Raw genomic sequence first — 25,316 nt, forward strand, 5'->3', positions numbered from 1 at the left:
TAGATATTTACATAAACTATGTTGACATACACCTACCCTACCTCAAAATATACGTTATAACAGTGCTTGTTATTGTTAGTTGGACTGTAGGTATAATTTATCAGAGCAATATAGTTCGCTATTGAACGATATTGCTAAAAACATAAATACCTTGACGATCAGCATAGCGTAAACCACGCTGCATTATAGTTTTTTTTAGAAGGCATACTGATACATAGTCAGTATGATTGACTTATGTATCGGTATATCCACACGTAACTTCACTGCTAAGTTTGTTATAAATCTACACACCATCTAAATGCATTGCTTTGCAAGTTATTTGCCAACACAAGCAAGGGAGCAGGGGAGCGCATTATAAATCATCTAATTTAATCACTGCTAATATATGATAAAGGCCTAAAGATTAATCAACTTACGTCCTCAACAAATGTAACTGGATCAAAAAGAGCACCTATGCGCTTTTTTATTTATACCCATGAGTTTTATAGCTGAAGATATATTCTTCGTCGAGCTCACAGTTAGTTGTCAATGCTAATCAATTTTTCCTTATAGTGATAATAAACATAAACAACACAGTAGAAACACACCTAACATTTAATAAACTTGGCGTTCAGGTAATCAAGACTGGAATCTTGCTGTCGATCCCAACGTGTTTGATAAAGATTATTTTTAATACACCCAGTATACTATGGTTAAATCATGATATAGTCTTACTGGTTGATTATAAACATAAAAGTTTTTGAGAGTCCTGCAGAAGATTTTTCTAAGACTACTTACTGTTGGTCAAACTACAGCATATCAAGTCCACTTGCATTTAGTCCAACACTCACCACACAAACAAGTAGAGGTTATCGATAAAGCAATCGTGCAGGTTTTTAAAAAAACCATGTTAAAACTCTCAGCTGCTAGTGGTTTTAGCAGCAATCATTTTAGAGTAGAGTATAATTCTAACGCTAGTGGTAATTATGCGCAATGCGCATAACCTAACAGCGCTACGTGCTGAGCACTGCTCACGTAAAACAGCGACAACATCAGTAGGCTTGGTTCTTATACCGCAGCCAACGGCTATAACCCAGGATTAAGAGAGAACAAAGTTAGCATCTAAGAACTGCATGCTGATTGCAAGTTTAAATGAAGCAGCTGCTTATACCATTAATATCCCATTCAATTTATAACGCCATGTTTTTTTCTTAAATAGGAATCAGAACATGCAACCCACCACAATTAACAACACAAGCAAAAACTACCACAGCGAGCGAGTTGCGTTTATCCAAGCATGCTGGCATAAGGATATTGTAGACCAGTCGCGTAAAGGATTTCTGACCGAAATGATCGCCTTGGGCCACCAAGAATCTAACATTGATTTTTTCGAAGTCAGTGGTGCCTTTGAAATACCACTACACGCCAAGATATTAGCCAAAACAAATAGTTATGCTGGTATTGTCGCCGCTGCACTGATAGTAGACGGTGGCATCTATCGTCATGAATTCGTCGCCCAGTCAGTGGTAGGTGGCCTGATGCAGGTTCAACTGGAAACTGAAGTTCCGGTGTTTTCAGTGTCGCTAACACCACACCACTTCCATGCTAGCAGCGAACACCATAAGTTTTTCTATGAGCATTTTGTATATAAGGGTCAGGAAGCCGCTCGTACCTGCACGGAAACTCTGCAAAAGATGCGCGCAATTCAGCGATACCATGACTCACGTGTTACAGTTGTTTAGGCAGCTCTCACGCCTAACCAAGTCAAGCTATACACCTAAACTAGGTTTGCATTTATGGTTAGCATAATAACTACTAATTACATGTATAAAAACTATTTTTTATGCTTCTAGTTCGCAAAGGTGACTTATGCATATTCATTTATAATCACTCAACATGTTTTATCCAGCTCTAAAGTTAGAGCATAGCCGTCGCGTTGCTCGCAGGTAAATATATTAAGGTAATCAGGTTCCTAACACAGCAGCGCTGCTGTGTATGTCGGCCCGTGTTGATGGTGTCAGTTAATGGGTGTCATTAATGGAATTAATGGCGGCATCTTTCTTTCTACTGAGCAATACCGAGACCTGCATGGCAATACCATGCAGTAAGAGCAATAAGCGATTAAATTACTCAATCAGAACGGCTACATTGCCATGGTTAATGCTAAATGATCACAATATATCATTGCCGTTATTTTCCACTGCTAGACTAGCGCACTACTAGTACGCCTTTAGTCAGCCCAGACATCTAAACACCGCAAACAATTAATAAATTTTATTTTAAAAGTTCACAACTGATTAAGATCAATGTAAAAAGTTTACAGAGAATGAGTATGAATAGACTTGTATAGTCAGCCGTGTTTTCTATCACTGCTACATCAATCGGTACTTAGCTACCACCCATAGTGCTTGCTCTAGATCTCTTTATTTTTACTAAACTATGGCGATATGAATACAGGAAATATCTAGTTACATACTAATCAATATCTGCAGTGCATAGTTTAAGAATATAAGTAGTTGTAAATCGTTATCTGCCACATAAAGTTTAATTAGTCTAGAAATGATCAACTAGTTTTAACTAATCCTAATTTAGGAATTTACATTAGTTTATCCAGTGATACCCTAGCACTCACATAATAATTATTATTCAGCATAGCCTCTTTTCAAGCTAACAGTAGCGGTGTTGGCATAATATATGTATACCTCAAGGCCAAATAACTTAGCTACTAGAAACGCATAGACTATCTGCCTAACTTATTAATATATACATCTAAACATATTAATACCACTGAGCTGAAGCTTGCTTCGTAAGCGCTAAGGAATACCATGTACGAAGCCGTATATGTATCATATATTCTTCATTTTTGCTGACCGTGCAACAATGATTTTCTTTAGGTTTAATAGCATTGGCTGTTGCTCTAGCACACATAATATGCTGCCATAAAAGAAGTACTGTAATTATAAGTTAGTCCCATAAAAACATAACAATTTATTTTTTGTAGATTTAATCAATAAAGCTCCCGTGAAAATTTTTTAGATATCTAATGCAATTAGAGACCTATAAACTAGCCCCCAATGTGGTAGCTCGTTTGCGTAAGCGTCTTCACAGCACACTCAAAACGATCTAAACCTTCTTGAATATCTGTATCTTCTATTACCAAGCTAGGAGCAAAGCGCACTACATTGGGGCCAGCCTGTAAAATCATCAGGTTTTCTTTTTCGGCAGCATTAAACACATCCTTAGCCTTACCTGTAAATGAGTCGCTCAGCACACAACCGAGCAGAAGACCGATACCGCGCACTTTGGTAAAAATACCGTATTTTTTGCCAATTTGTTCTAAACGCACCTTAAACAAGTCGTGTTTAGCATTCACCCCAGCCAGCACTTCCGGAACATTAATCGCATCAATCACTGCTTCGGCAACTGCACATGCTAGCGGGTTGCCCCCATAAGTAGTGCCATGAGTTCCGACTATTAGATGTTTGGCTAAATCTTCGCGAGTTAGCATAGCAGCAATTGGGAAACCACCGCCTAGGCCCTTGGCGCTAGTGAGAATATCAGGCGTTACGTCATAATGCTGGTAGGCAAACAAATGACCACTGCGACCCATCCCGGTTTGTACTTCATCGAATACCAATAGCGCATTATTCACATCACATAGCTCACGAGCGCCTTGCAGGTAAGTAAGCTCGGCAGGCAGTACACCGCCTTCTCCCTGAATTGGTTCTAGCACTATGGCACAGGTGTGATCAGACACAACAGATTTCAACGCATCTAAGTCATTATACGGAACATGAATAATGCCAGTAATCTTAGGACCAAAACCATTAGAGTACTTTGACTGACCACCGACATTTACAGTGAATAAGGTGCGGCCGTGAAAGCTATTTAGTGCAGATATAATCTCGTACTTCTTAGCACCAAAACAGTCCAAAGCAACGCGCCTGGCTAACTTAAACGCAGCCTCGTTAGCTTCAGCACCAGAGTTGCAAAAAAACACGCGCTCGGCAAAGGTAGCATCGATTAACTTGTGCGCTAGACGCAAAGCTGGCTCATTGGTGAATACGTTAGAGACATGCCACAACTTATTAGCCTGTTCTGTTAGTGCAACGACTAGCACCGGATGAGCGTGACCCAGCACATTAACCGCGATACCGCCGGCAAAATCGATTAACTCACGACCAGTTTGGTCCCATACGCGCGAACCGACAGCACGCACAGGAATAAATGCAGCAGGTGCATAGTTGGGAACCATAACCTGATCGAAATCAGCACGTTGCACCGGAGCTTGCTCAACAAACATCGGAGTCTCCTAAAGCAAAACGCCTGCCTAGGACTAGCGGGCAGTGCATGGATTATAAAAACAGTTTTTTAGTGTTGTCTTACTGCAAAGCTATCATTTTGATACATAAGCACTAATAGATATTCTAAGCTAGTTTATAGTATTTTGACAAATAACGTTGCAATAGCGCATTTTGAATCAGCTACAGTCCACAATAGTGATATTGTTTTTTTCGTAAAAAACCATTGCGTATTATTTATTTAATACTAGCTATTTTACTAAGAAGTTATGTGAATTAGAGAAATTTTCTCTAAAAATATACTGAATTTAATCGCCATACCGACTAGGTGTGGCATGTCCTTAAAAATATAACTACAACGTCGCACAAGTGGTACATTAGCTTCAACTAGCTAACATCTCGCTACATTTACACAACTAGTTGTTGTGGTCTAAATTATATGGAATAAGTTGAAGCTAGCCTTAAGCCAACTCAAGAATACCACAAACTTCGATACTAAGCTATCTAAACTAACGCTTAGACGACACTCTAACACGGAGCGCAATGTAATACATAACTGCGAATCTAAGAATGGTATCGTTAATTAAATCTCACATCCATAATTTCAAGACAGTTGAAACTATAAAGTGCAACTGTAAGCCCACACTTAATATTCTTTACTAAGGATAATAGCTAGCGAATACTTGAATACCTGTTTAGTATTCTTGATATCCTGAAACATGCAGCAATATGTTAAACTATGCTGCGCGCAAAATATTAGCGCCTAGTACTACAAATTTATAATCTAGCAATAAACAACTACATATCTCTTGCCGTTCTGATACTTACATATAAATACCATGTGTTTGTCTAGCTATAAAGACACTATATGTATAGTGTTTGAGTAATAAAATGTCTAATCTGCAATTATAGCTAAAAAGATTTGGGCGAATTGACCATGTAAGATTAAAAATATACTGTATGAGTTCTTGGCATTAGATTAAGCGCTTTGACCAACGTAGCACTATCAGCCAACGCAGAACTTGGCGAGCTTACTCACGCAATCTGCGCAGGCACTTAGCCAAGCTATAGCTCATCCGCACATTGAACTATAACCTGACGCACTTAGTAAAGCTTTGACTTATTGCATGAAAATCTCTATAATAAGCTGATCGTCAATGAGCTGGCATCCAGCAAATTCAACATTATTTAGACTAGGCAAACTCAGTCACCGATTAACCTTAATAATATAACTGTGATAAATAAATTGCTGCCACAGATAACTAAGGCTAACTTCAAGTATCCAATACATGTTTAATGTGTGCTTTCAGGCCTGAGTAACACTGGCATTACTCATGCTGCCGGCAAGCCTGTTAAGACGTTTATAACTAGCAATCGCTATTCTGAAAGAAGACAAGAGTCACGATATAATGGATGCATTATTAAAATTTAATTTTTAGCGCCAATTAAAATTTAATTTATTCGACAACCCATTGTCAAATCTTTTACCATAAAGCTAGTTTAAAGTTACTCATACAGTGCTGGAGTTTAATTTAATGATATGAAGCTTAGGTATAAGCCATTATCAATAAGCTTGATTTAAGCTCTAGTGTGGACGCAATAAAGTAACTAGATCAATTTTTTTGTATAAAATCTACTAAACTTGCACTGACTGTAATAGTCAGTAGTTCTGATTTAGGCAGCATATTTATTATAATATTTCAATTGCTACAGTTTTTTTTGACCATTCAAGACTTGCATTCTGCAACTTTTATCCATCTAAATTTTTTAGATATAGGTATCATCAATACTTTATATTATTTAGACCTAAGCAATAACTAATTTAAATCAAAATCTCAAAAAAAACGCATGTTTTAAATATTTTAGTTGAAACCAAGCGATATTGAATTGAAACAATATTCATATGTATTATGAATCCAGCATATTATCAGTAGTTGACTTAAACTATAAAACGATGAGGGCCGTTTAGGTAGGACTGCCTTGTACTGCTTACTGATACTAGTGCCTGTGTTTTATCTGGTAGTTATTTATTGTGAGTCAATTTGTAGCAGATAAAACTCCTTTGTCGGGCCGCTAACAAAAAAATTAAGAATACTAATAAGCTAGTCAGCAAAACAACCAAATAAAGAACATTGCCTAACCTTTAGGCAAGCCAAAGTGGATAGTTTAATTTTTGATGCTTTATGAAAAGACCATAAGCCGTAAATATCGAAGTAACTACTACTAGAAAACAAATATGCTAGATGCAATACTAGGCCTAGAGCTAGCTTAGCACTTAATCTATTACAACATAGCAGATACTGAAAATGCACTTAATAAACAAATGCGCGGCAAAGAAAATATTCTTTGCTTTACCTTTAAAACGCAATAGAAAGATTGCTAGAATAACAAAAGCAATCTAGATAAAGTCAATTATAGACAGAAAATTATCTATAAACCAATACTAAAACACTAATGATCTCAGCACCACTAAATGTAAGCACTCATCTTAAACACATATCGCCGCTAGATATAAATTGGGGATCAAGCTACTGAAACTTTAAGGAACATCCTTGGGCACCCCAAGTTAAAAGTTTTATCTCTATATGAGCACACAACAGGCAACAGATTCACGGTAATTTTACACCAATCTGAATTAATTACGCTAAACTTTGGCTGTCTCACAATCCGTCTAACAACATCAAGTTGTCATGTATGCATACCTTGTAGTGTCTGAATTTACGCAAAAATCTGATGGAAACACCCATGTACATATTATGTAAGTGAGCTTATCTTAACATGATAATTTAGGTATGAAGGCCAAAACTATGAACGTAAACAAACAACCAACGTATTAAATAAAAAAGTGAATGCAGTATTAACCACCATCTGACGATATTGACAAATAGTTAAGAGAGATTGTTACAGCGTCGCTTATTACGGTCTTCACGCGGAGTAATACCGAAAAAAAATTATGATAAGCGTTAGAGAAGTGGGGCCCTGAGATAAAGCCGCATGATAAGCCAATCTGAATGATTGACTTAATAATTTGCATAACCAGTTGGCGCACCTTGTTAAGGTGAAGCTCTAAATAATAGAGGCTAAAGACGCGGTTGAGCTGTTGCTTGAAGATCCGCTCCAACTGCCTCCGCGACATGCATACATGCCTGGCTATTTCGTCAGTAGTTAGCAGCTCTTCGATATTAACCTCCCTCAACAATACAACTTCAGTCAGCTTTTGATGGCTGTAACCTAAACGGTTTTTGTAGTGGAATACGCTGACGTTCACCACCTTTACGAATACGCTCTACTACCAATTCTTCAGACAATTGCACCGGCCAACTCAGCACCGTGATCACGGGTCAGTATAGCTAGCAATAGGTCAAGTATCGACATGCCTACGCAGAAAGTTAGACGGTCACGATCCCAATCAAATAGGTGGCTAGTTATAATAGCCTTAGGGAAACGTTCGATAAAATCATCCTACCGGCGCCAGTGCATAGCAGCTCGATAGCCATCGAGCAAACCGAGCTGAGCCAACGGATATACACCAGCAGATAAACCACTGATTACACAGTCTGTACGCGCCAGCTGCTTTAGCGCAGTGTTGCGTTATAAGTGATGATAATAGGTGGCTCGTCCGCTAGCAAAATAGTTTCTGGAGGTAGCTATCGAGCTTACCAGCCCATGGTACACCAGGCAAGTGCCAAGCACCTTCAGTGCGCGGTTCCCGCCTGCAAAAACGACAACTTGTATATCACCGTCTGGATGTATCCGCTGCGCAATACGTAAGGCGTCCTCGACCAGCGCAAGGATCACTGATTTAGTGCTAGGCTAAATCAGGAAATAAATTTGGTGAGCGATCATGACAGGCTATCCACAGCAAATATTAACAATAAAAATATTGATCAAGCTAGCCTATAAACACATACTAATATTTAGTGCTTATAAAGTTCTAAATATATAGGTAAGCTTGTTCGTTCATATATTTATATTTGAATCAATCTCAATAATGTAAAATATGTAGTAACTCAGCGCTTAACAGTAATATTAATTATTTCAGGCTACCGGAAAGAAACTGCTGTAAACGCTTGGATTGCGGGTTTCTAAGAACTTCGCGTGGGTTGCCTCGTTCTTCGACAATACCTTTATGCAAAAACACCAGCTGGTTCGACACTTCACGGGCGAAGCCCATTTCGTGAGTGACTACTAACATAGTACGACCTTCCTGAGCAAGGTCCTGCATAACCTTGAGCACTTCTCCCACTAGCTCTGGATCAAGCGCCGAAGTTGGTTCGTCAAACAACATAACCTCAGGTTCCATTGCCAAAGCACGGGCAATAGCTACACGCTGCTGCTCACCGCCAGACATATGCCCTGGAAACGCATTCTTACGATGACCAACGCCAACTTCTGCTAAGTAATGCTCAGCCTTTTCACGTGTGTCTTTTTTTGACATACCAAGTACGTACACCGGCGCCTCCATTACGTTTTCAAGTGCAGTCATATGCGACCAAAGATTAAAATGCTGGAATACCATAGACAAACGGGAACGCATGCGTTGTAACTGTTTTGGATCGGCGGCCTTCATAGTGCGGTCCTTGTTGGTAAACAGTTTCAGCTCTTCGTTATTAAGCAAAATTTTACCTGCATGTGGTTGCTCTAATAGGTTGATGCAGCGCAAAAAAGTACTTTTACCAGAACCGCTAGAACCAATAATGCTGATTACATCACCAGCTGCGGCGGCTAGAGATACACCCTTAAGCACTTCATAACTACCATAGCGTTTATATAAGTTTTGAATTTCAAGTTTATACATACGATCAGTTCTCACAAAATAGGTAGTCAGTAGTTAAGCAAGCGTCAATCACACAGCACTTTACGCACTACTACCTTGACTGGCCAGGAAACTTACTTGAACATAACATAGCTGTTTAGTGGTAAAATCAACACAACAATAAGTACCTGCATAGTCTATACTGGCACGATAAGTCATAAGATCTATTACTTAACAATCTCATTACTTGACTCAGTTAAGTTACTTGCTTGATTCAAATAATTAAGAACTTAAACATGTGGAGCACATAGCAATTCTGTATCCTCAAATGAGATCCATTTACAAGATATAAGGCTGACAAAAATATGTCATTTGCCTTTGATTAAGGCCCCACCAAACAAGAATAGCTGAAAATAATTTCAGTATAAGCACTCACTGCATCGCAATAGATATCAGCTTATCTACCAACTTTAAGCATGAAAACTAAACGCATAAGCAGAATTTGTGTATCTTGGATACACCTGCCTATAATACAATGATGATAATAGTGAGACTTCATTAAGTAAATTGTGATAAAAGTTATAAGCTAGCTAGCCACCTTTCATATACAAGTGCACCGACAATCCACACCACTGTAACTAGTACAATATGTAGAAGCGTAGATAGGCGGAGCTACTTCTGCGTAACAGTGTAAATTGAATATCAATATCTATAGTATACACGTTGATATATAGGTCATTGCCGATTTTACCCTAAAGTAACCCAACAAATGACTTAATTAGCTTTATGAAATCACTGAGAAAATTCTTGCTGTAGCTGATTTAAAAAACGCTTTTAGTAGATACTGTGCAGAAACTATGGCGAGGTTTATAGAATTTACCTACTGGTGCCAACTTAATCTTTCGTTCAGTGTACTTTGTGACTTCCATTATTTAGCAAGGTACTCTTTTTAGCTCCTACGTAGCACGCATCCACAGTAATGCGTCAGCATGCAGAAGAGCCTGGATGTTGACTACCATGCGCTCGCCACTATTAAAAAATATGCTTAGCTAACGCTCAAAATCCAATTGGACCCCCCAGTTGGACCATAGGGTCATAAAATGACAGATAAAATTTATATTTAGTTAGCGCTTCCGTGGAGCCAGATAACTTAACCAACGGCGCTCAGCTAACTTGAACAGGCGCACTAGGATAAAAGTGAGGCACAGATAGAAAACACCAGCGGTAATATAGGCTTCAAACGGCAAATAATACTGAGCGTTTACTGTACGCGCAGCACCTGTGATGTCGACCAAGGTAACGATGGACGATAAACTAGTAGTTTGCAGTATCATGATCACCTCATTGCTATACTGAGGCAGTACACGGCGCAAGGCTGACGGCAGCAAGATGCGGTAATACAGTTTATACCGCGACATGCCAATCGCCTTGGCCGCTTCTATCTCACCATTAGGAGTAGTCCGTAGACCACCAGCAATGATCTCAGCAGTGTAAGCGCTGGTGTTGATAGCAAAAGCTAAGCATACGCAGAACGTAGCATTAGATAAAAATGGCCACAGGAAACTTTGGCGTATTACTGCAAACTGAGCCAAACCATAGTAAATCAAAAACAGCTGTACCAGCATCGGCGTACCGCGGATCACATAGGTATAGAGCCAAGCGGCGCCGTTGACGATTGGCTGCTTAGATACGCGCATCAAGCCTAGAAGCAAGGCAAGAAGCAAGCCAAAGAATAACGAAATAACAAACAATTTTAGCGTGATCAGCAAACCGCCAAGATATAACGGCATAGCCTCCCAGATGACGTTATATTCAAAGATCATAGATCAGCTGCACTAACGCCTATCGAATAGCGCTTCTCAAGATAACGAAAAACCAATAAAGACGCACTGGTAATTAATAGGTACATTACTGCTACTGCAAGGAAAAAAGTAAAAGGCTCGCGAGTGGCATCTGCCGCTTGCTTTGCCTTAAACATCATGTCTTGTAGGCCTACCACTGAAATTAGCGCAGTAGCCTTAGTCAATACTAACCAGTTATTAGTAAACCCAGGTATAGCCAACCTAATCATCTGCGGTACCATCACCAGAAAAAATACTTGGAAACTACTCATACCATATGCTATACCAGCCTCAACTTGTCCTTTAGGAATGGCTATGTAGGCACCACGAAACGTTTCCGTAAGATAGGCACCAAAGATAAAACCAAGAGTACCAATACCTGCAGCCAAAGGGTTTAAGTCTATAAAAGCATGATATCCAAGCATTGGTGCAACGAGATTAAGCAGATCTTGGCCACCATAGAAAATTAGCAAAATCAGCACTAAGTCAGGTATCCCGCGAATTACAGTAGAGTATAAAGCACCTAGCCAGGCCAACCACCGCACTGGTGACAAACATAATATGACCCCGATCAGACCAAAAACAACAGCCAAGGCCATGGACGATACAGCAAGCTGAAGCGTCAACCATACACCATCAAGGATAACAAACTCATAACCTTTTAACATGATCAAGATCCTTGAAAAAGTATAAAGAATAGCGTAAGCTGCAATAATGCAGTTATCTGTGCAATGACAGATAGTTAAATAAATTTGACAAATTAATTGAGATCAAAGCTATAAATGTCAAAGTCAAAGTACTTGTCCTTGATTTTCTTGTATTCACCATTAGCAAGAATTGCTTCGATAGCCGAATTAATTTTATCCAGCGTAGCCTTGTCGCCTTTACGTACCGCAATACCTACGCCGTCTCCAAAGTATTTAACGTCTGTGAACCGTGGGCCCACAAACGCATAACCTTTACCGGCATTAGTTTTCAGGAAACCGTCTTTCAGTAAAGTAACATCAGCGATGGTACCATCAAGACGACCGATTTCTAAATCCAGATAGATTTCGTTTTGCGAACTGTAGGGAACCACTACTGCACCTTTAGCAGCCAGGACTTCTTTAGCAAAACGATTGTGAATCGAACCACGTTGTACACCAATTTTTTTGCCTTTAAGTTCATGCAGACTGTCACTAACAGTAGTAGCTTCCTTCATCACTAGACGCGCATAGGTGCGGTAGTAACGGATTGTAAAATCCACAGATTTTTTACGGTCTTCAGTGATAGACATGGACGACAGAATTGCGTCAATCTTGCGTACTTTAAGCGCAGGGATCAGGCTATCGAATTCCTGCTCAATCCATACGCACTTAACCTTCATCTCTGCATATAAAGCATTACCAATGTCATAGTCAAAACCAATTATGCTGCCATCTGGCGCCTTTGAGGAAAATGGAGGGTAAGCTGCTTCGATACCAATCTTTACAGGCGTTTCAACAGCAATGACCTGCATCGATAGCACTATGGCGCTCAACAGTACAAGTTTCTTCATCTTGGGGCTCGATAGTTATAAGGTGACAACCAGTACAACTTAGGTGAAGCTCAATAACAGTGCTACGTTTATACTGGTTGAATCTTGAGATGAATATCAAATGATCAGCATTTTAGTGATAGGCTAAAGCTAATATTTCCTCAATATGATAATAATTTACAAAAGCACCGAGAAGTTCATGTTAAAATATTGACAATATTTACATTTTATGTATGAGAATAAAAGCATTCATCATATCGATATAATAAATTACGCATTTAAACCTGTCTGTAAATTATGCATTACTGGACTACCTTTAGTAGCAGCCCTATCGATGATGCCAACCTAGTTATCCATCAGTTTCAACATAACATCAAATAGCGGGCGCTCTATCTAATGTAAATCGCCTCCCCTAGACATCGTTACTAGAGTCTATAGGGATGACCACTTCAAGATAAGTAAAAAATAAAAGCTTTTGTAGTTGTAGTGATAATTTCGGCAGACTGTATAAGATAACCAATATAGCTAACGACCACCAATTAACTTAATAAATGACCACCAAACTAGAGATTATCTAGATGATTCAGAATTACGCTTACAGCGTATACCTTAATGCAATTAAAATATCAACCATAAAAATATTCTTAAAAATTTACACAATATACTGATATGTAGTAAATATGAAGACTTACAAAATCAATAGTATTTTCTTAAAGATTGAGTCATGAGCAGTAGTTGTTACGATGAGTTAAAGAATACTTCGTGATCAATTATTATTACCGCAGGAAATTATTCTTACAATAAATGGTCGGTGTTTTATTTAATGCAAATGTTACCTTTGTTGTACTGTCATCTTTCCCGCACATCAGAATTAGTTTATGCAGACTAGTTTCACTAGATCTTGATTAAAGTTTGTTATATCTTAGAAATTTATTGAATAGACATTTACCGTAAATAATCTAGCTTAAATAAAATTAAGTACCATAAATACTAGCTTGCACTCACTATCAATATTGATAAACATTATAAATCTCAATAAGATAACGTGGCACTATATAATAATAGCAACCGAAAATCAAGAGGCTCAATTTATCCTATAAATAGTCTTCTATTAAGCGTATCGAGCTAGCCAAATACATACTGTTAGTGATTTAATGTTCACAGTCCTTAGGCTGCAGTCACTCTAGGTACATGTATGTTTTACAATGATCTTAATCCATACTAGATTATCAGTAACACAATAACCGCTAGGCTTTAATAAAAATATATTCCAAGCAATAGCGCTAAGTAATTACATTAATAGTAAAGCAAGTTTTTTCAGTAGTTAATCTCACCAATAGACTTAGTTGATACTTTATCTATAGACATAAAAGCTCAACACATTATAATGGAAAACTATTACTTCTTCTATAGAGAAAGATGCCCCCCCTACTTGCTAAGTACCATATTATTGACATACCAAATATACACACCGCATTTGTATTTATAAGCTAATATAAATAGCCTGAATCTATATTTTTACTTTCCATTGCATATTTCATAAATATACACGCATTACACGGATTTTAAGTAAATCTACATCTGCGCCTACATGAAAGAACTCATAGAGCGAATCAACTATTTGCCCTGGGCACCATTTAATTATGAACTCTAGGTATAAAAGAGCATAATACTTTCACTATAGTGCAGCTAGCACTGGAACCGCTTCCATTGACTGGCTTAATTTTGCTATACGCCACATATATAACTACCAGAATTAGCTGAAGCCCGCCGGAGCGATTCTATACCACATACAAATAACAACAAGATAGCTTGCTTTTATGAGAAACTATTACATATTCAAACGTCCTCCTATCTCCTAAGCAAATATAAACGCAGCGCCAGCGCCATAAAAAATTCTTGCGTGTACATATCAACGATATTGATCGTTCTGTCTACCTAGGTCAGCTCATCAATTGCCACTGAAATCACTTCAATCAAAAGACTGAACAGCTCTGCTTTGCCTAAATTTAATTTAGATATCATCGCTAATAGCTAGACCATTAATAAACATTGGGCGCTAATCAGGTGCTAAAGCTGCCTAACGATCCGCAACTAATTTACCTAAGTAGGTTGCGCTAAACTAGCCTAGACAACAAGCCTACCAGATTAAACTAGACCATAACAAACTCTAAGCAAAGTACAAAAAACAACTTGCCACAAGCTTCTGGAGGCTACAACCAATACACTAAGTTGTAAAAAAAGTTATAAATTTAATTAGCGCTTCACGGGTATGCTGAATGTAGCCAAACTTATCTTAAAGATAACACCAACAACTATGACGACTGTCAGTCAAAAAACACGTATCGCAAAACTTTTGCATTTATACACTTTAGATAAAAGCTATAGCATTATTAGCACCTTATATAACGACTATCTAATACAATATAAATCAGAATTTTGTCTTATAATACACAGTTTACTCGCGCTGGTTATAATATCTCTTGACACTAAAATAAAAAAGCTAGATCAAAGTCTTCCGCAGAAGCACACATCTTATCTCTCTACACTGAAGCCTTACATAAAGCGCTATTTTTTCAATTTTATTTAATTTTTTAAGTTAAATATTCTAAAAAAATAATTTTTTTTGCAACAACGTCATATATATAAACAAAGTCAGCAAAGATTAACTTGAATAATAAGCTAAGCACTAGATACCATAAGCAGTTAATATGAATATCTATATTGCCCTGCAGAAAAACCACGAAGGTTTAACCAATTAGGCATTTAGCATCCTCATAAGTAGCCGAAGCTTTTCTATTGCTAATTTTTAGTTACCAACAATCTAATGCTATGCATATATCGTTTAATAACTAAACCAGAGTACCGCGAATATATCCATACACAGCAAGTACATGCGTCTGAGCCTCAATATCGACACAATCAACAAAACTAAAATCAACAAACTCACATCCTTTAGAACACCGAAGTAAAAGAAGCAGATTCTCTATATCACTAATCTATGCCAGTGGATAAGTTAGACAATAGACCTTTAAAGAAAGAGAAAAACTTCTTTAAAGGTGTGGCTATTAAGTACCAGTCCACAGGCATTGAATAGCAATTCATGCTCGCATAAAACAGCATCAAGATGCTTTGGCATATTTAGTGCTTTTATATATAAAAATATTATAAAATCACCAATGTAGTGACAAATAAATCACCACCATGCCATTACAGATTTTATGAACACAGTAATAACGCATCAGTATCACTGGATGTCTTTTACCATCAGCGCATATATGGAGACACCAAAGCTCATCATAAATAGAGCTATGATGACCTTTAGGTTTACGTTAAGGTTACTTAAAATATGGCTAAATACAAACTACTGTGCTGGGTATTTAAAGCTTTCGCCACTTCGCGTCAGTTAACTATTAAATTTGCAATACTTTCTGTATTACAAAAAACACTCAATCAAAAAAAACAATTACTAGTTGCATGACGGTTAATTAATAAATGCAAACTTAGGAACCGTCTATCGTATTTATCGCATACATGAATATGCGTAACATCGTTGTATGTCAAGATAACGTTACTAATTGTAAATAAAACATATTTATTAAATATGCTGCAATAAAACTGTAAATTATATTTATTAAGATCTAACCAGAAGGTATAACTGCGCTATAATAAATCAGCACTACCTAAAAAATCTTTGTATATAATCTTAAAGTATGTATTTAAATATGTCAGCAGGTGCATCTGTTTATTAGGATTGCAGCACATAACATCAGACATATTTTCGTAGAAAGGTTATGGATTACATAAGCAGTATTATAACCAATTACATCCTCAATTGCTATCAGTGTTATTACTGATCTAGTAATAACACTGGATTCATAGCTAGATTTTGCTCAAACATTAATTTATTAATGCGCAAGTAAAATTCGCACAATTTTACTTTATGTAAGCTTATACAATACTATGATTGTATTGAAATTAATCTGTGAATCTATATATGCTTAACACTAACCATATGAATACTAAAGTACTTTCTGTCTTTGACTTCGACGGGACTCTAACATACCATGATAGTTTTTTACAATTCCTTAAATTTGCTTTTGGCCATGAAAAGTTTTATATTGGGATTGTAAAGTTAGCAGTGCCTGGGATACGATTTTTAGTACGACAAATCGGTCACAATGAATTAAAAGAGCAGTTGATTAGCATTTTTATGACCGGATTGGAGAAGGCTTGGATTCAGCGGCAAGCTGAGGTATATTGTCAGCGCTATTGGACTAAGTTGATGCGTCCAGATGGGTTGCAATCGGTGGCAGATGAGGTGAAGTCAGGAGCGATAGTGACATTATGTTCAGCGTCACCTGCAGTTATATTACAGCCATTTACAGATCGACTAGGAATCCAATTGATTGGCACTGAACTTGAGGTAGTCAATGAAGTGTTGACTGGTAAACTCATGGGGAATAATTGCCGCTGCGAAAATAAGGTGCTACGACTTAAATCAATTTATGGTGATTTAGGTAAATATCGACTCAGGGCTTGGGGCGATACTCGCGGAGATCTCGAGTTGTTGGCAGCGGCGCAAGATGCGCATTTCCAGAGTTTTCATTCGAAGAAAAAAAAGAATAGAGCACTACGGTGATACCGAGTTGGCATAATTGTCTAATAGACAAATCAAGAATCCTTCTTGCGCTGTTAAATTTCTATAGCTATTAAATTTGAACTTTTAGCAATGTAGAAACCTAGACCGCTATAGTTGCAGATATAGCCTTGAACTAAATTCAGCGGTACACATTTCAAAAATGTAAATTAGAGTTTCTCTGATACGTGTTTACGTTAAATGCTATCTTTAACTGTTTTCAGCAAGCTTTGATATAATACTTAAACGCAGCTAAAGACAATATTAAATGCAAATATTTATTCTTAGTAACTTTAAATAGAACAAATTAAAAGCATATATAGGCTGATTTAACATTCTTAAAAATCTGATACTACGATTAAGTTTTTTAGTTTGTACAGATTTCTGCTTTTCTAAAAACAAGAGTAAGAAATACCTATATCTTAGCCTAACTGGCGTCTTAAAAAACTTATTTAAAAAAACCAACTATTATCTATATTGGCATAGTTGTTGTGGCATTGCCACCCTTCCAAACGCTCTTTTCACCAAATACCATGCAACCTGACTACTCCTTCTTACTCACACTGACGTGTGAAACTACATCAGTTTAACTGGCTTAAATTAAATGTTTATCAAACGATTACCAGGGTACGCCTACAATAATAAATTGTACACTCATGTCTATACATTAAAGAAAGAATAATCTACACCTTGGACCTATCACTAACATATCGCTACCGATCATGCTAAGTTTGTAGCAAGTGTAGATGAAACTGACTAAGCAGCGTACAAATAGCATCTATTTTAGCTTTATAAATTTACAGCAGGCATAACCGATTGCGTTTACTCATCACTTACTAATCTATGTTTAATCTATGCTATATGATGTACGGCAGTTAGTAGTTTTAGATATATGCACAATATTATTGTTGTTTTGTGTGTCCGCACTGGGTAGATAAACGTTTACATACCAGCTAGAGCGTTTAGTCAAGGATATACACTATCTCGAACTATATAGTAAATTTATATTTATAGTGAATCTGCTTAGGCGAATATTTTGCAGATGCTAAAGTAGTTCTGCCTATGGTCGTCACGCCAGTTTTGCTTAGCGGTGTTAGGCGATTCTTACGCTAATGACAGCTCGATCATGCCACATAAAAAGAACCTGGACACATTATCTAGCTGGACTTAGATAAAACTGAACGGACGCATGGTTAGCTAATTATGTTAGTGTTGACACTCAAGTTGTTGCCACTATCGCAAGACTATGACTTAAGTGAAAGACAAATATAGCATACTGAACAGTATAGGTACTTTACGACTAGTATTGCTGTTGATTATCACCGATAGTCGTGATTAGCCATTAGGGCAAACCGTTCATATTATACTAAGCAATACACACGCTCAAGGCTGTCTTAACACTGACAGTAGTCAGTAATATAGCAATGCAGTTTATATAGAAAAAATTTGCTCATGTCAGTGTAACACACGTTAATAGTTTGGTAGCTAGGGCTACAGCTGTTTGCTGTAAAGATAGCGGCGGAATAATAAGATACTGGTATTTATTTACCAAGGATCTGCCGTTACTGGCGTGCAACAACAAATACTATCTGGCTAAGCAGCACACAGCCAAGCCAAAATAGCTGTATATCGACTATAGACGCTACAGATATCATTGCTTAGTAGACTTTCTGTTAATTAAAGCAATAAATCAGCGTTAAGCTGATTTAATCAGTACCGGCAAATTCAGCAATTATTCTGCCTAGAGCAATATAATACCTACAAAAGCAAGATTCATGCTAAAGCTGTCTCAGAAAGTTTATTGATTAAAAGATTATTTAGGTGACGGTGGATAACTACATGTGATATATATGTAAACTTTATTATACATGTATATATAGCGAGGCTTTTCCTGTTTGTTGTCTTTTATTAAAGCTAATATTGCATATATTGCATGGATAGCGCGATCTTTTAGCAAAAATAATAATAAGCACAGTTAAAACTGTGCTACAGGCAAAATAAGCATTAGTCTTCTTAATCAGATTCTCGACACTACAGTCGCTAGTCTTAAGCACAAGGATTAAAAGATAGCCTACTGAGCATACAAAATAGCAAATTATTTGTAAATGAAAACTTGCTTGTATAAAGCAGTTAAAACAATTCAGTATACATAATACAACTCATGCATAAAATATATTGAAAAATATACAAGCTTAGGTCTAGACAAAAAAGATAAGTGATTGACACTTATCTTTTTTGATGTTTAAGGCAGAGTACAGATATTACTATCATGTGGTGGTGCAACGCAAGTAACATATAACTTTAATAACGCTGGACTTGCTACAGCTAGAAATACTTATGAATTACTGAAGTATTATAACTGGTTAATTCATAAAATACTTAAGAATGTAAGTAGAGATACCAGTTGTTCACTGTAAGAATAGTAAAAAGAAATTTTTACGCTAATGAATCATTTTATGGGATGATGCATACATCAGTTAGAAGTAACTAGCACAAGAACAAATTTGATCAGGTAAATTAATCCTAATCTTCAAGAATCAACCACGTCACAATCGTTACGCACCTTGCGTAGTGTTCGCTACCATAACAACAAAATCAGTAAACAGTACAACTGAACTCCACCAAAACTTAACTACTGCCACTCACACCAAGACGATAACACAAAACCATTCAGTAATCATCATTATGATGATTACTGTCTAACTTGCCGCTTATTAAAACTCTCAGTGCTGTAATTTACAGGTCGGTTAACATACTACAAATTATCGCCACGGCACAATATTTTCAACAACGAAGAAGAAACTCTGTTGCGTAACTAAACTAACCAACTAGTCACATAGTTTAATACTAATCTAGCTCGACTACACTCGCAGCACGCGATGGATAGTCACGACCAGCTACGTACAAGTAAGCATACATAATAATAAGTTAGAACTATTGATGCTGCGCCACTGCTCTGTAAATGCAGATAGATAATTGTTTTTTTGTAGCCACAATATAATGCACTCAAATAATGTAAGTAAAATTTACTTTAGCTTATGATAGCTTGACCTGAGCATCAAATGCTGGATGCTATGCACGACTAGCATTAAAGTTATGGAACGCATAGAAGTTCTTAAGCTTTAACAATTTTCTGGCATCGTCTTTCATAAGTTTAATATTTGTGCATTGCAGGTTTATTAAAATAACTGACTATGTAAAAGATCAATATAATTTGAATGTATGAATAAGTAAATAGCTATCCATTACACTTCTAACCAGCTGGAAACATTACACACTTATAGAATGTAGTTGACTGCTATAATGGACTAGCCTGCACTGGTTGATTGTAACGATCACATACGCTTACGTCAAAATCTTTTATCGCACTTACTGTAGTAGCTTCTAAGGTTAGTCAATTGTTAAATTTATTGGCAATCAGATTTGGTAGAGATCCGGTAGTGGCCTATCCTAAGGCGCCCAGATAATCAAAAACTACAAAAAGCAATCACTTCTTTTACCATTATAATGGTCGATACCAACAAAACTAAAACTCAACTGCTCAATAAATACGAAGCTGTCTACCATGTAAGTATATTTACAACTAAATTGATTCCATAACCTCTACCCAATATACACCGTATATTTCAAGCCAATGTCAGATTGTACCCATGACAAAGTTGGCATTACTAATAACTGCGGTGTATCGGTTAGTCAATGGGTTAACTTACTTATTAAATTCGTAAGTAAGCCAGTTCTTACGGTTACCGTTATCGCTTCAACCAATATACATACCAAATACAGATACTTTATTTTACAACGATTAATTTTTAACTAGATCGCATGTATTACCAGGATTCAGTCAATTTTCAATACTCTGAAAATACAATCGCTACAACTACCAAATAACCAATAATATCACAACTACTAACTGCAGGAAGCTACCATAAGCCTAACCAGGCTTTCAATCATCTTTTACATTACGCCCAAAGTATTAGCTTATTAATATTGATTGCCACACTATTAAGCCATCGTTTAATGGTTGGCAATAATCCCGACCGGATACTAGAACCTGTCGCATTCCCAGCAAATTTTTAAAAAACAAATTAAATTACCAGTTTAAAATTATAGATAATGCAGCCTGATAAATATAACTACTTACTCATAGTTCGTAAAACTAAAAAAAGACTCTAACGTGATATGCTGGAGGGCGGTTAACACTTCGATATTAAGCAAACAGGCATTACTTGCTAGCCTTAATGATTGCTGCCAGCAATGAACGCTTGTTTATAGGCAGCCTTGCGATACGAAGTTTATTGTCCGACATATCTACTAAACTTGCTTACTACTTAAATGCTATGGCCAGATGATATAAAGTAAAATTAAGCTTGGTACACAGAAGCTCATAATGTGTAGAATGCCACTACTTCTTAACTAGCAGCCAAGCTAACTAGATATTTATAAACAACACTATTAATGTTGGCACTAAAGAAGAAAAAAGCTAGCAAGTTGCATCGACAAAATACGTTTACTCGATAAATTCATACTAACGTACGTAATCAATCACTCACACTTTAACCATACAACTTAGTTATTAGCGTTTCAATAAAATTAGCGTCATAAGCAGTTCTAACGCCAGCTACAAATTTTGTCAATCAATACAATTGGCTATCACCAACTTAAGATATATGTCTTCTGCTCTGTGTATTAATATTAGAAAATCTTGTAGATTATTTGGTTCTCGGCTTGTAGCTCGGCAACTAAACAATCCAACCTATAACTTCCTGGCTCTTTCTTGGCACATTTTCATCAGCGATCTTTGCCGATTTTTTGCGGCTTTCTTTATATCTATACTGTTCGCCATGATTTATCGATAATAACCATAAAATTTTAGCGTCTATAGATAACGCTAGATATGCCATTATAGCCAATCTTACATCTAAGCCGACGTAATAAACCAGTTTATATGGTTACTTCTTCCAGCGGTTGTAGAAGTACTGGGTCAGATGTTGCCGCTATGAATATTCGGATCTAGATGGTTGTTATTAGCGCATAAGCATTACTTCAATACAGCGCTACATTAATCTCTAAGCAAGCGAATTCTGCGCTATACACGTCAATAGCTAAGATTGTGCCATAGAGTTAAAATTCCATGCTTAGAGAGTTTAGTAAGATCGACTACAGATAATATCTAATTGACCATTGCAGAACCTATGCCAGGCAAGTTACTAAACCAACGAGATAATAAATTATGCTTTCAGCCTTATCTCTAAGACTATCTCTGTCAGGTCTTGAGCCTGACAGAGAATATTTTCTGCAATACCACAGCCATGCCCACTAGCAGCTTATGCAATACAATATTAACGATAGTTTGAGTTATTCATAAAATGCTAACATCAGTTAGCTGAAGCACTTAGCAAACTATGATCAAAAGAATCAAGAATAAAAGTTAATACAGCGAAATATTCACGTCATCACTTAAAGAGTATAAGCACATATGCACTACTGCTCTTGTCCTGCACGTTAGCACATATACGCGTACCTATAAAAACTTAAATAAGAATTGTTTGCCTATTTTGATTCGTTATATTGTGACCGAAGCAATATAGCCATATCCACAGACAATACTGTGGATTTAATAAATCAACTTAAGCGAGTGCAGTAGTTATACTTGCCTTACGCAACATCATATAACGTGGCAAGAGTTAATGCTGTTTAATGGCTTATGCTGTAGTGCTTTCTATTTCAGCATCTACTATAGCACACTCAGGCATACTTGCGGAACCAGGGAGCGGAAGATATCTACCTGACCAACGATAGCACGAATGTGTAAGCAAAAATAGTCATTACCTAATTAACAGCCAAATTAATAACTTATGTTTAACTTAAGTTTGCTATGCAAAACCAGATAAATGGTAAACAGAAAGACGCTAAATGATATTCCGGTTGCAAATAAAAAATCACCGCCTACGTTAAAATTAGGTCAGCTTGGTCAGGACAAATCATCTGAATAAACTTTAGCGTGAGCTTTATGGGCTTACTTACTTAATGCCCAACTTCTTCAGCTCCTCATTGCGTAGTTCACGGCGTAGGATCTTACCTACATGAGTAGTCAGCAACACATTACGGAACTCTATAACTTTAGGCATCTTATAGCCAGTAATATGAGCACGCATATGCTTCATCACTTGATTTTTAGTAAGAGTAGCCCCTGGCTTAATCACAATAAAAATCTTAATATACTCACCGGATTTTGTATCCGGTATACCAATAGCTGCACACTGTAATACACTGGGCAAGATTGCTAACACATCTTCTAGCTCGCTAGGATAGACGTTAAAACCAGAGACCAAGATCATGTCTTTCTTGCGATCCACAATACGCACATAACCATCTAACTGGATAACCGCGATGTCGCCAGTCTTTAACCAACCTTCACTGTTGAGAATCTCGGCAGTAGCATCTTCGCGTTGCCAATAGCCTTTCATAACTTGCGGACCCTTGACGCATAGCTCACCGGTTTCGCCTAGCGCTAGCTCAACGCCATCATTAGTGATAACTTTGCAGACAGTCGATGGCACTGGAATACCAATGGTACCAATCTGGATATTTTGGATCGGATTGACCGTCACCACCGGGCTAGTCTCAGTCATACCGTAACCTTCGCAGATGTTGCAACCGGTTATATCCTTCCAACGTTTAGCAACGGCCTGTTGCAAGGCCATACCACCGGATAGGGTAACTTTAAGCGTAGAAAAATTTAGCTTGCAAAAATCTTTGTTATTACACAGCGCCACAAACAGCGTATTGAGACCAACAAAGCCGCTGAACACCAACCTCGATAATTCCTTGACTATAGATGGTACATCACGCGGGTTACTAATCAAGATGTTGTGGCTGCCAATTAGCATCATTGTCATACAGTGAAAAGTGAACGCGTAGATGTGGTACAATGGCAGCGGCGCAATCATGACCTCACAACCCTCATTGAGGTTAAAGCCCATGATAGCTTTACACTGCAGCATGTTGGCGATGATATTAGAATGAGTGAGCATTACGCCTTTAGCAATACCAGTAGTACCACCGGTGTATTGTAACAAAGCAACATCACAGCTAGCTGGACTGACATCATTGACTGACTGACCCCGTCCCTTGGCCAGTACGTAGTTAAACGTAATCGCCATGGGTAAATAATATGGTGGGACCATTTGCTTCACGTATTTGATAGCGCTATTAATAAGCAAGCGCTTACATGGCGACAATAAGTCGGCGACTTCAGTGATAATAACATGCTTGATGGTAGTTTTAGGTACGATTTGTTCGGCTAAGTACGCTACGTTAGCTAGACAAACTAAAGCCTTCGCACCGGAATCCTTGAAGTGATATTCTATTTCCCGCGCTGTATATAGCGGGTTAGTGTTGACTACAATCAGGCCAGCACGGATAGCACCAAACACTGTAACTGGATATTGCAGAATATTTGGAAGTTGCACAGCGATTCTATCGCCAGGTTTTAAGTAGGTATGCTGTTGCAGATAAGCGGCGAATAAGCCAGACAATTCATACAATTTACCGTAAGTGATCGTCTTACCTAAATTACTAAAAGCCGGTTTATCAGCGAAACGCTGGCAGGAATGTTTCAGTACCGCCTGAATATTTTGATACTCTTCTAGATTGATGTCTGCAGCAATCCCGGCAGGGTATTTATCCTTCCAAAAGTTTTCATTCATGGAAGCCACCTCCTCAGCGAGGCAAATTTATCATCGCATTTGATGCGACTATTATGAATATAAGATATTTAGCTGAGTCTAGCGCCGTCAAACAGGCGTAACAAGTCACAAAGCACGCCGCAAATAATAACCTGCTGAATGGCCACCTAAAGCTCAAGAAAGCTTTTAGGTAATAATATAAAATATAAAAATACAATACTTGTTTAGGATAAAACTATGTTATATAATTTACGTTACGAATTTTATTTAACGGCGTTATTGGTAATAATTTTTATAATTTAATTTGCCTGCACACTTTATTGACAGTCAGTTACATTTAATTAACAGTGAGATATTAATTCATTAATAATGAATACCTTGAAAGCAGCGCCACGTAAACAGTTTAACCATATACCCAGGATAGCCAATCTAATACGCTGATTATCATATAGTTTAGCTATACCGGGTAAAATCGCTACGTCTTTGATTTGATTAAGGAGCATGTTTAAGCCCGCAGCACTCGCAAAACTCTTTACATCAATCACCGCAATGTTACCAATTTTCAGCTAATCGTTAGTATTGAGGATTTTAACTAC

At 37.4% G+C, this 25,316-nt stretch carries 8 protein-coding genes and 1 pseudogene; 2 read left to right on the plus strand and 7 right to left on the minus strand.

Annotation, left to right across the window (positions count from 1 at the left end; genetic code table 11):
• The first annotated feature begins 1,208 nt into the window (after nucleotides 1–1,208).
• A complete protein-coding gene (locus C3B55_RS03945) occupies nucleotides 1,209–1,721 on the plus strand; it encodes a 6,7-dimethyl-8-ribityllumazine synthase (RefSeq protein ID WP_129211648.1) in 513 nt (170 codons plus the stop codon).
• Nucleotides 1,722–3,043: 1,322 nt separating this feature from the next.
• On the opposite strand, the gene C3B55_RS03950 is transcribed toward C3B55_RS03945, so the two are convergent.
• The 6 genes and pseudogenes from C3B55_RS03950 to C3B55_RS03975 all read right to left on the minus strand — a co-directional run bounded on the left by C3B55_RS03950 (nucleotide 3,044) and on the right by C3B55_RS03975 (nucleotide 12,414).
• Nucleotides 3,044–4,282: an aspartate aminotransferase family protein gene (locus C3B55_RS03950; RefSeq protein ID WP_129211650.1), complete on the minus strand. Its 1,239-nt coding sequence runs from the start codon at nucleotides 4,280–4,282 to the stop codon at nucleotides 3,044–3,046.
• 2,886 nt (nucleotides 4,283–7,168) lie between these two features.
• Nucleotides 7,169–8,078, minus strand: a pseudogene (locus tag C3B55_RS03955) (GlxA family transcriptional regulator).
• Between the two features lie 235 nt (nucleotides 8,079–8,313).
• Complete coding sequence (locus C3B55_RS03960; protein ID WP_129211652.1) at nucleotides 8,314–9,078, minus strand: ABC transporter ATP-binding protein; 765 nt, start codon at nucleotides 9,076–9,078, stop codon at nucleotides 8,314–8,316.
• A gap of 1,082 nt (nucleotides 9,079–10,160) precedes the next feature.
• Nucleotides 10,161–10,859, minus strand: a complete 699-nt coding sequence (locus C3B55_RS03965) for an ABC transporter permease (protein WP_129211654.1) — start codon at nucleotides 10,857–10,859, stop codon at nucleotides 10,161–10,163.
• Complete coding sequence (locus C3B55_RS03970; RefSeq protein WP_129211656.1) at nucleotides 10,856–11,545, minus strand: ABC transporter permease; 690 nt, start codon at nucleotides 11,543–11,545, stop codon at nucleotides 10,856–10,858. Before C3B55_RS03970 ends, C3B55_RS03965 begins: the two co-directional genes overlap by 4 nt.
• 92 nt (nucleotides 11,546–11,637) lie before the next feature.
• A complete protein-coding gene (locus C3B55_RS03975) occupies nucleotides 11,638–12,414 on the minus strand; it encodes an ABC transporter substrate-binding protein (protein ID WP_129211658.1) in 777 nt (258 codons plus the stop codon).
• A gap of 3,976 nt (nucleotides 12,415–16,390) precedes the next feature.
• On the opposite strand from C3B55_RS03975, the gene C3B55_RS03980 reads away from it, so the two are divergent.
• Nucleotides 16,391–17,035, plus strand: coding sequence for an HAD-IB family phosphatase (locus C3B55_RS03980; protein WP_129211660.1), 645 nt, complete (start codon nucleotides 16,391–16,393; stop codon nucleotides 17,033–17,035).
• 6,017 nt (nucleotides 17,036–23,052) lie between these two features.
• Here the strand turns inward: C3B55_RS03980 and C3B55_RS03985 are convergent.
• Nucleotides 23,053–24,741 (minus strand): long-chain fatty acid--CoA ligase, encoded by a 1,689-nt coding sequence (locus C3B55_RS03985; RefSeq protein WP_129211662.1) that lies wholly within the window; start codon nucleotides 24,739–24,741, stop codon nucleotides 23,053–23,055.
• Between the last annotated feature and the right edge of the window lie 575 nt (nucleotides 24,742–25,316).

Source organism: Candidatus Pseudomonas adelgestsugas (assembly GCF_004124255.1).
Lineage (GTDB): Bacteria > Pseudomonadota > Gammaproteobacteria > Pseudomonadales > Pseudomonadaceae > Aquipseudomonas > Aquipseudomonas adelgestsugas.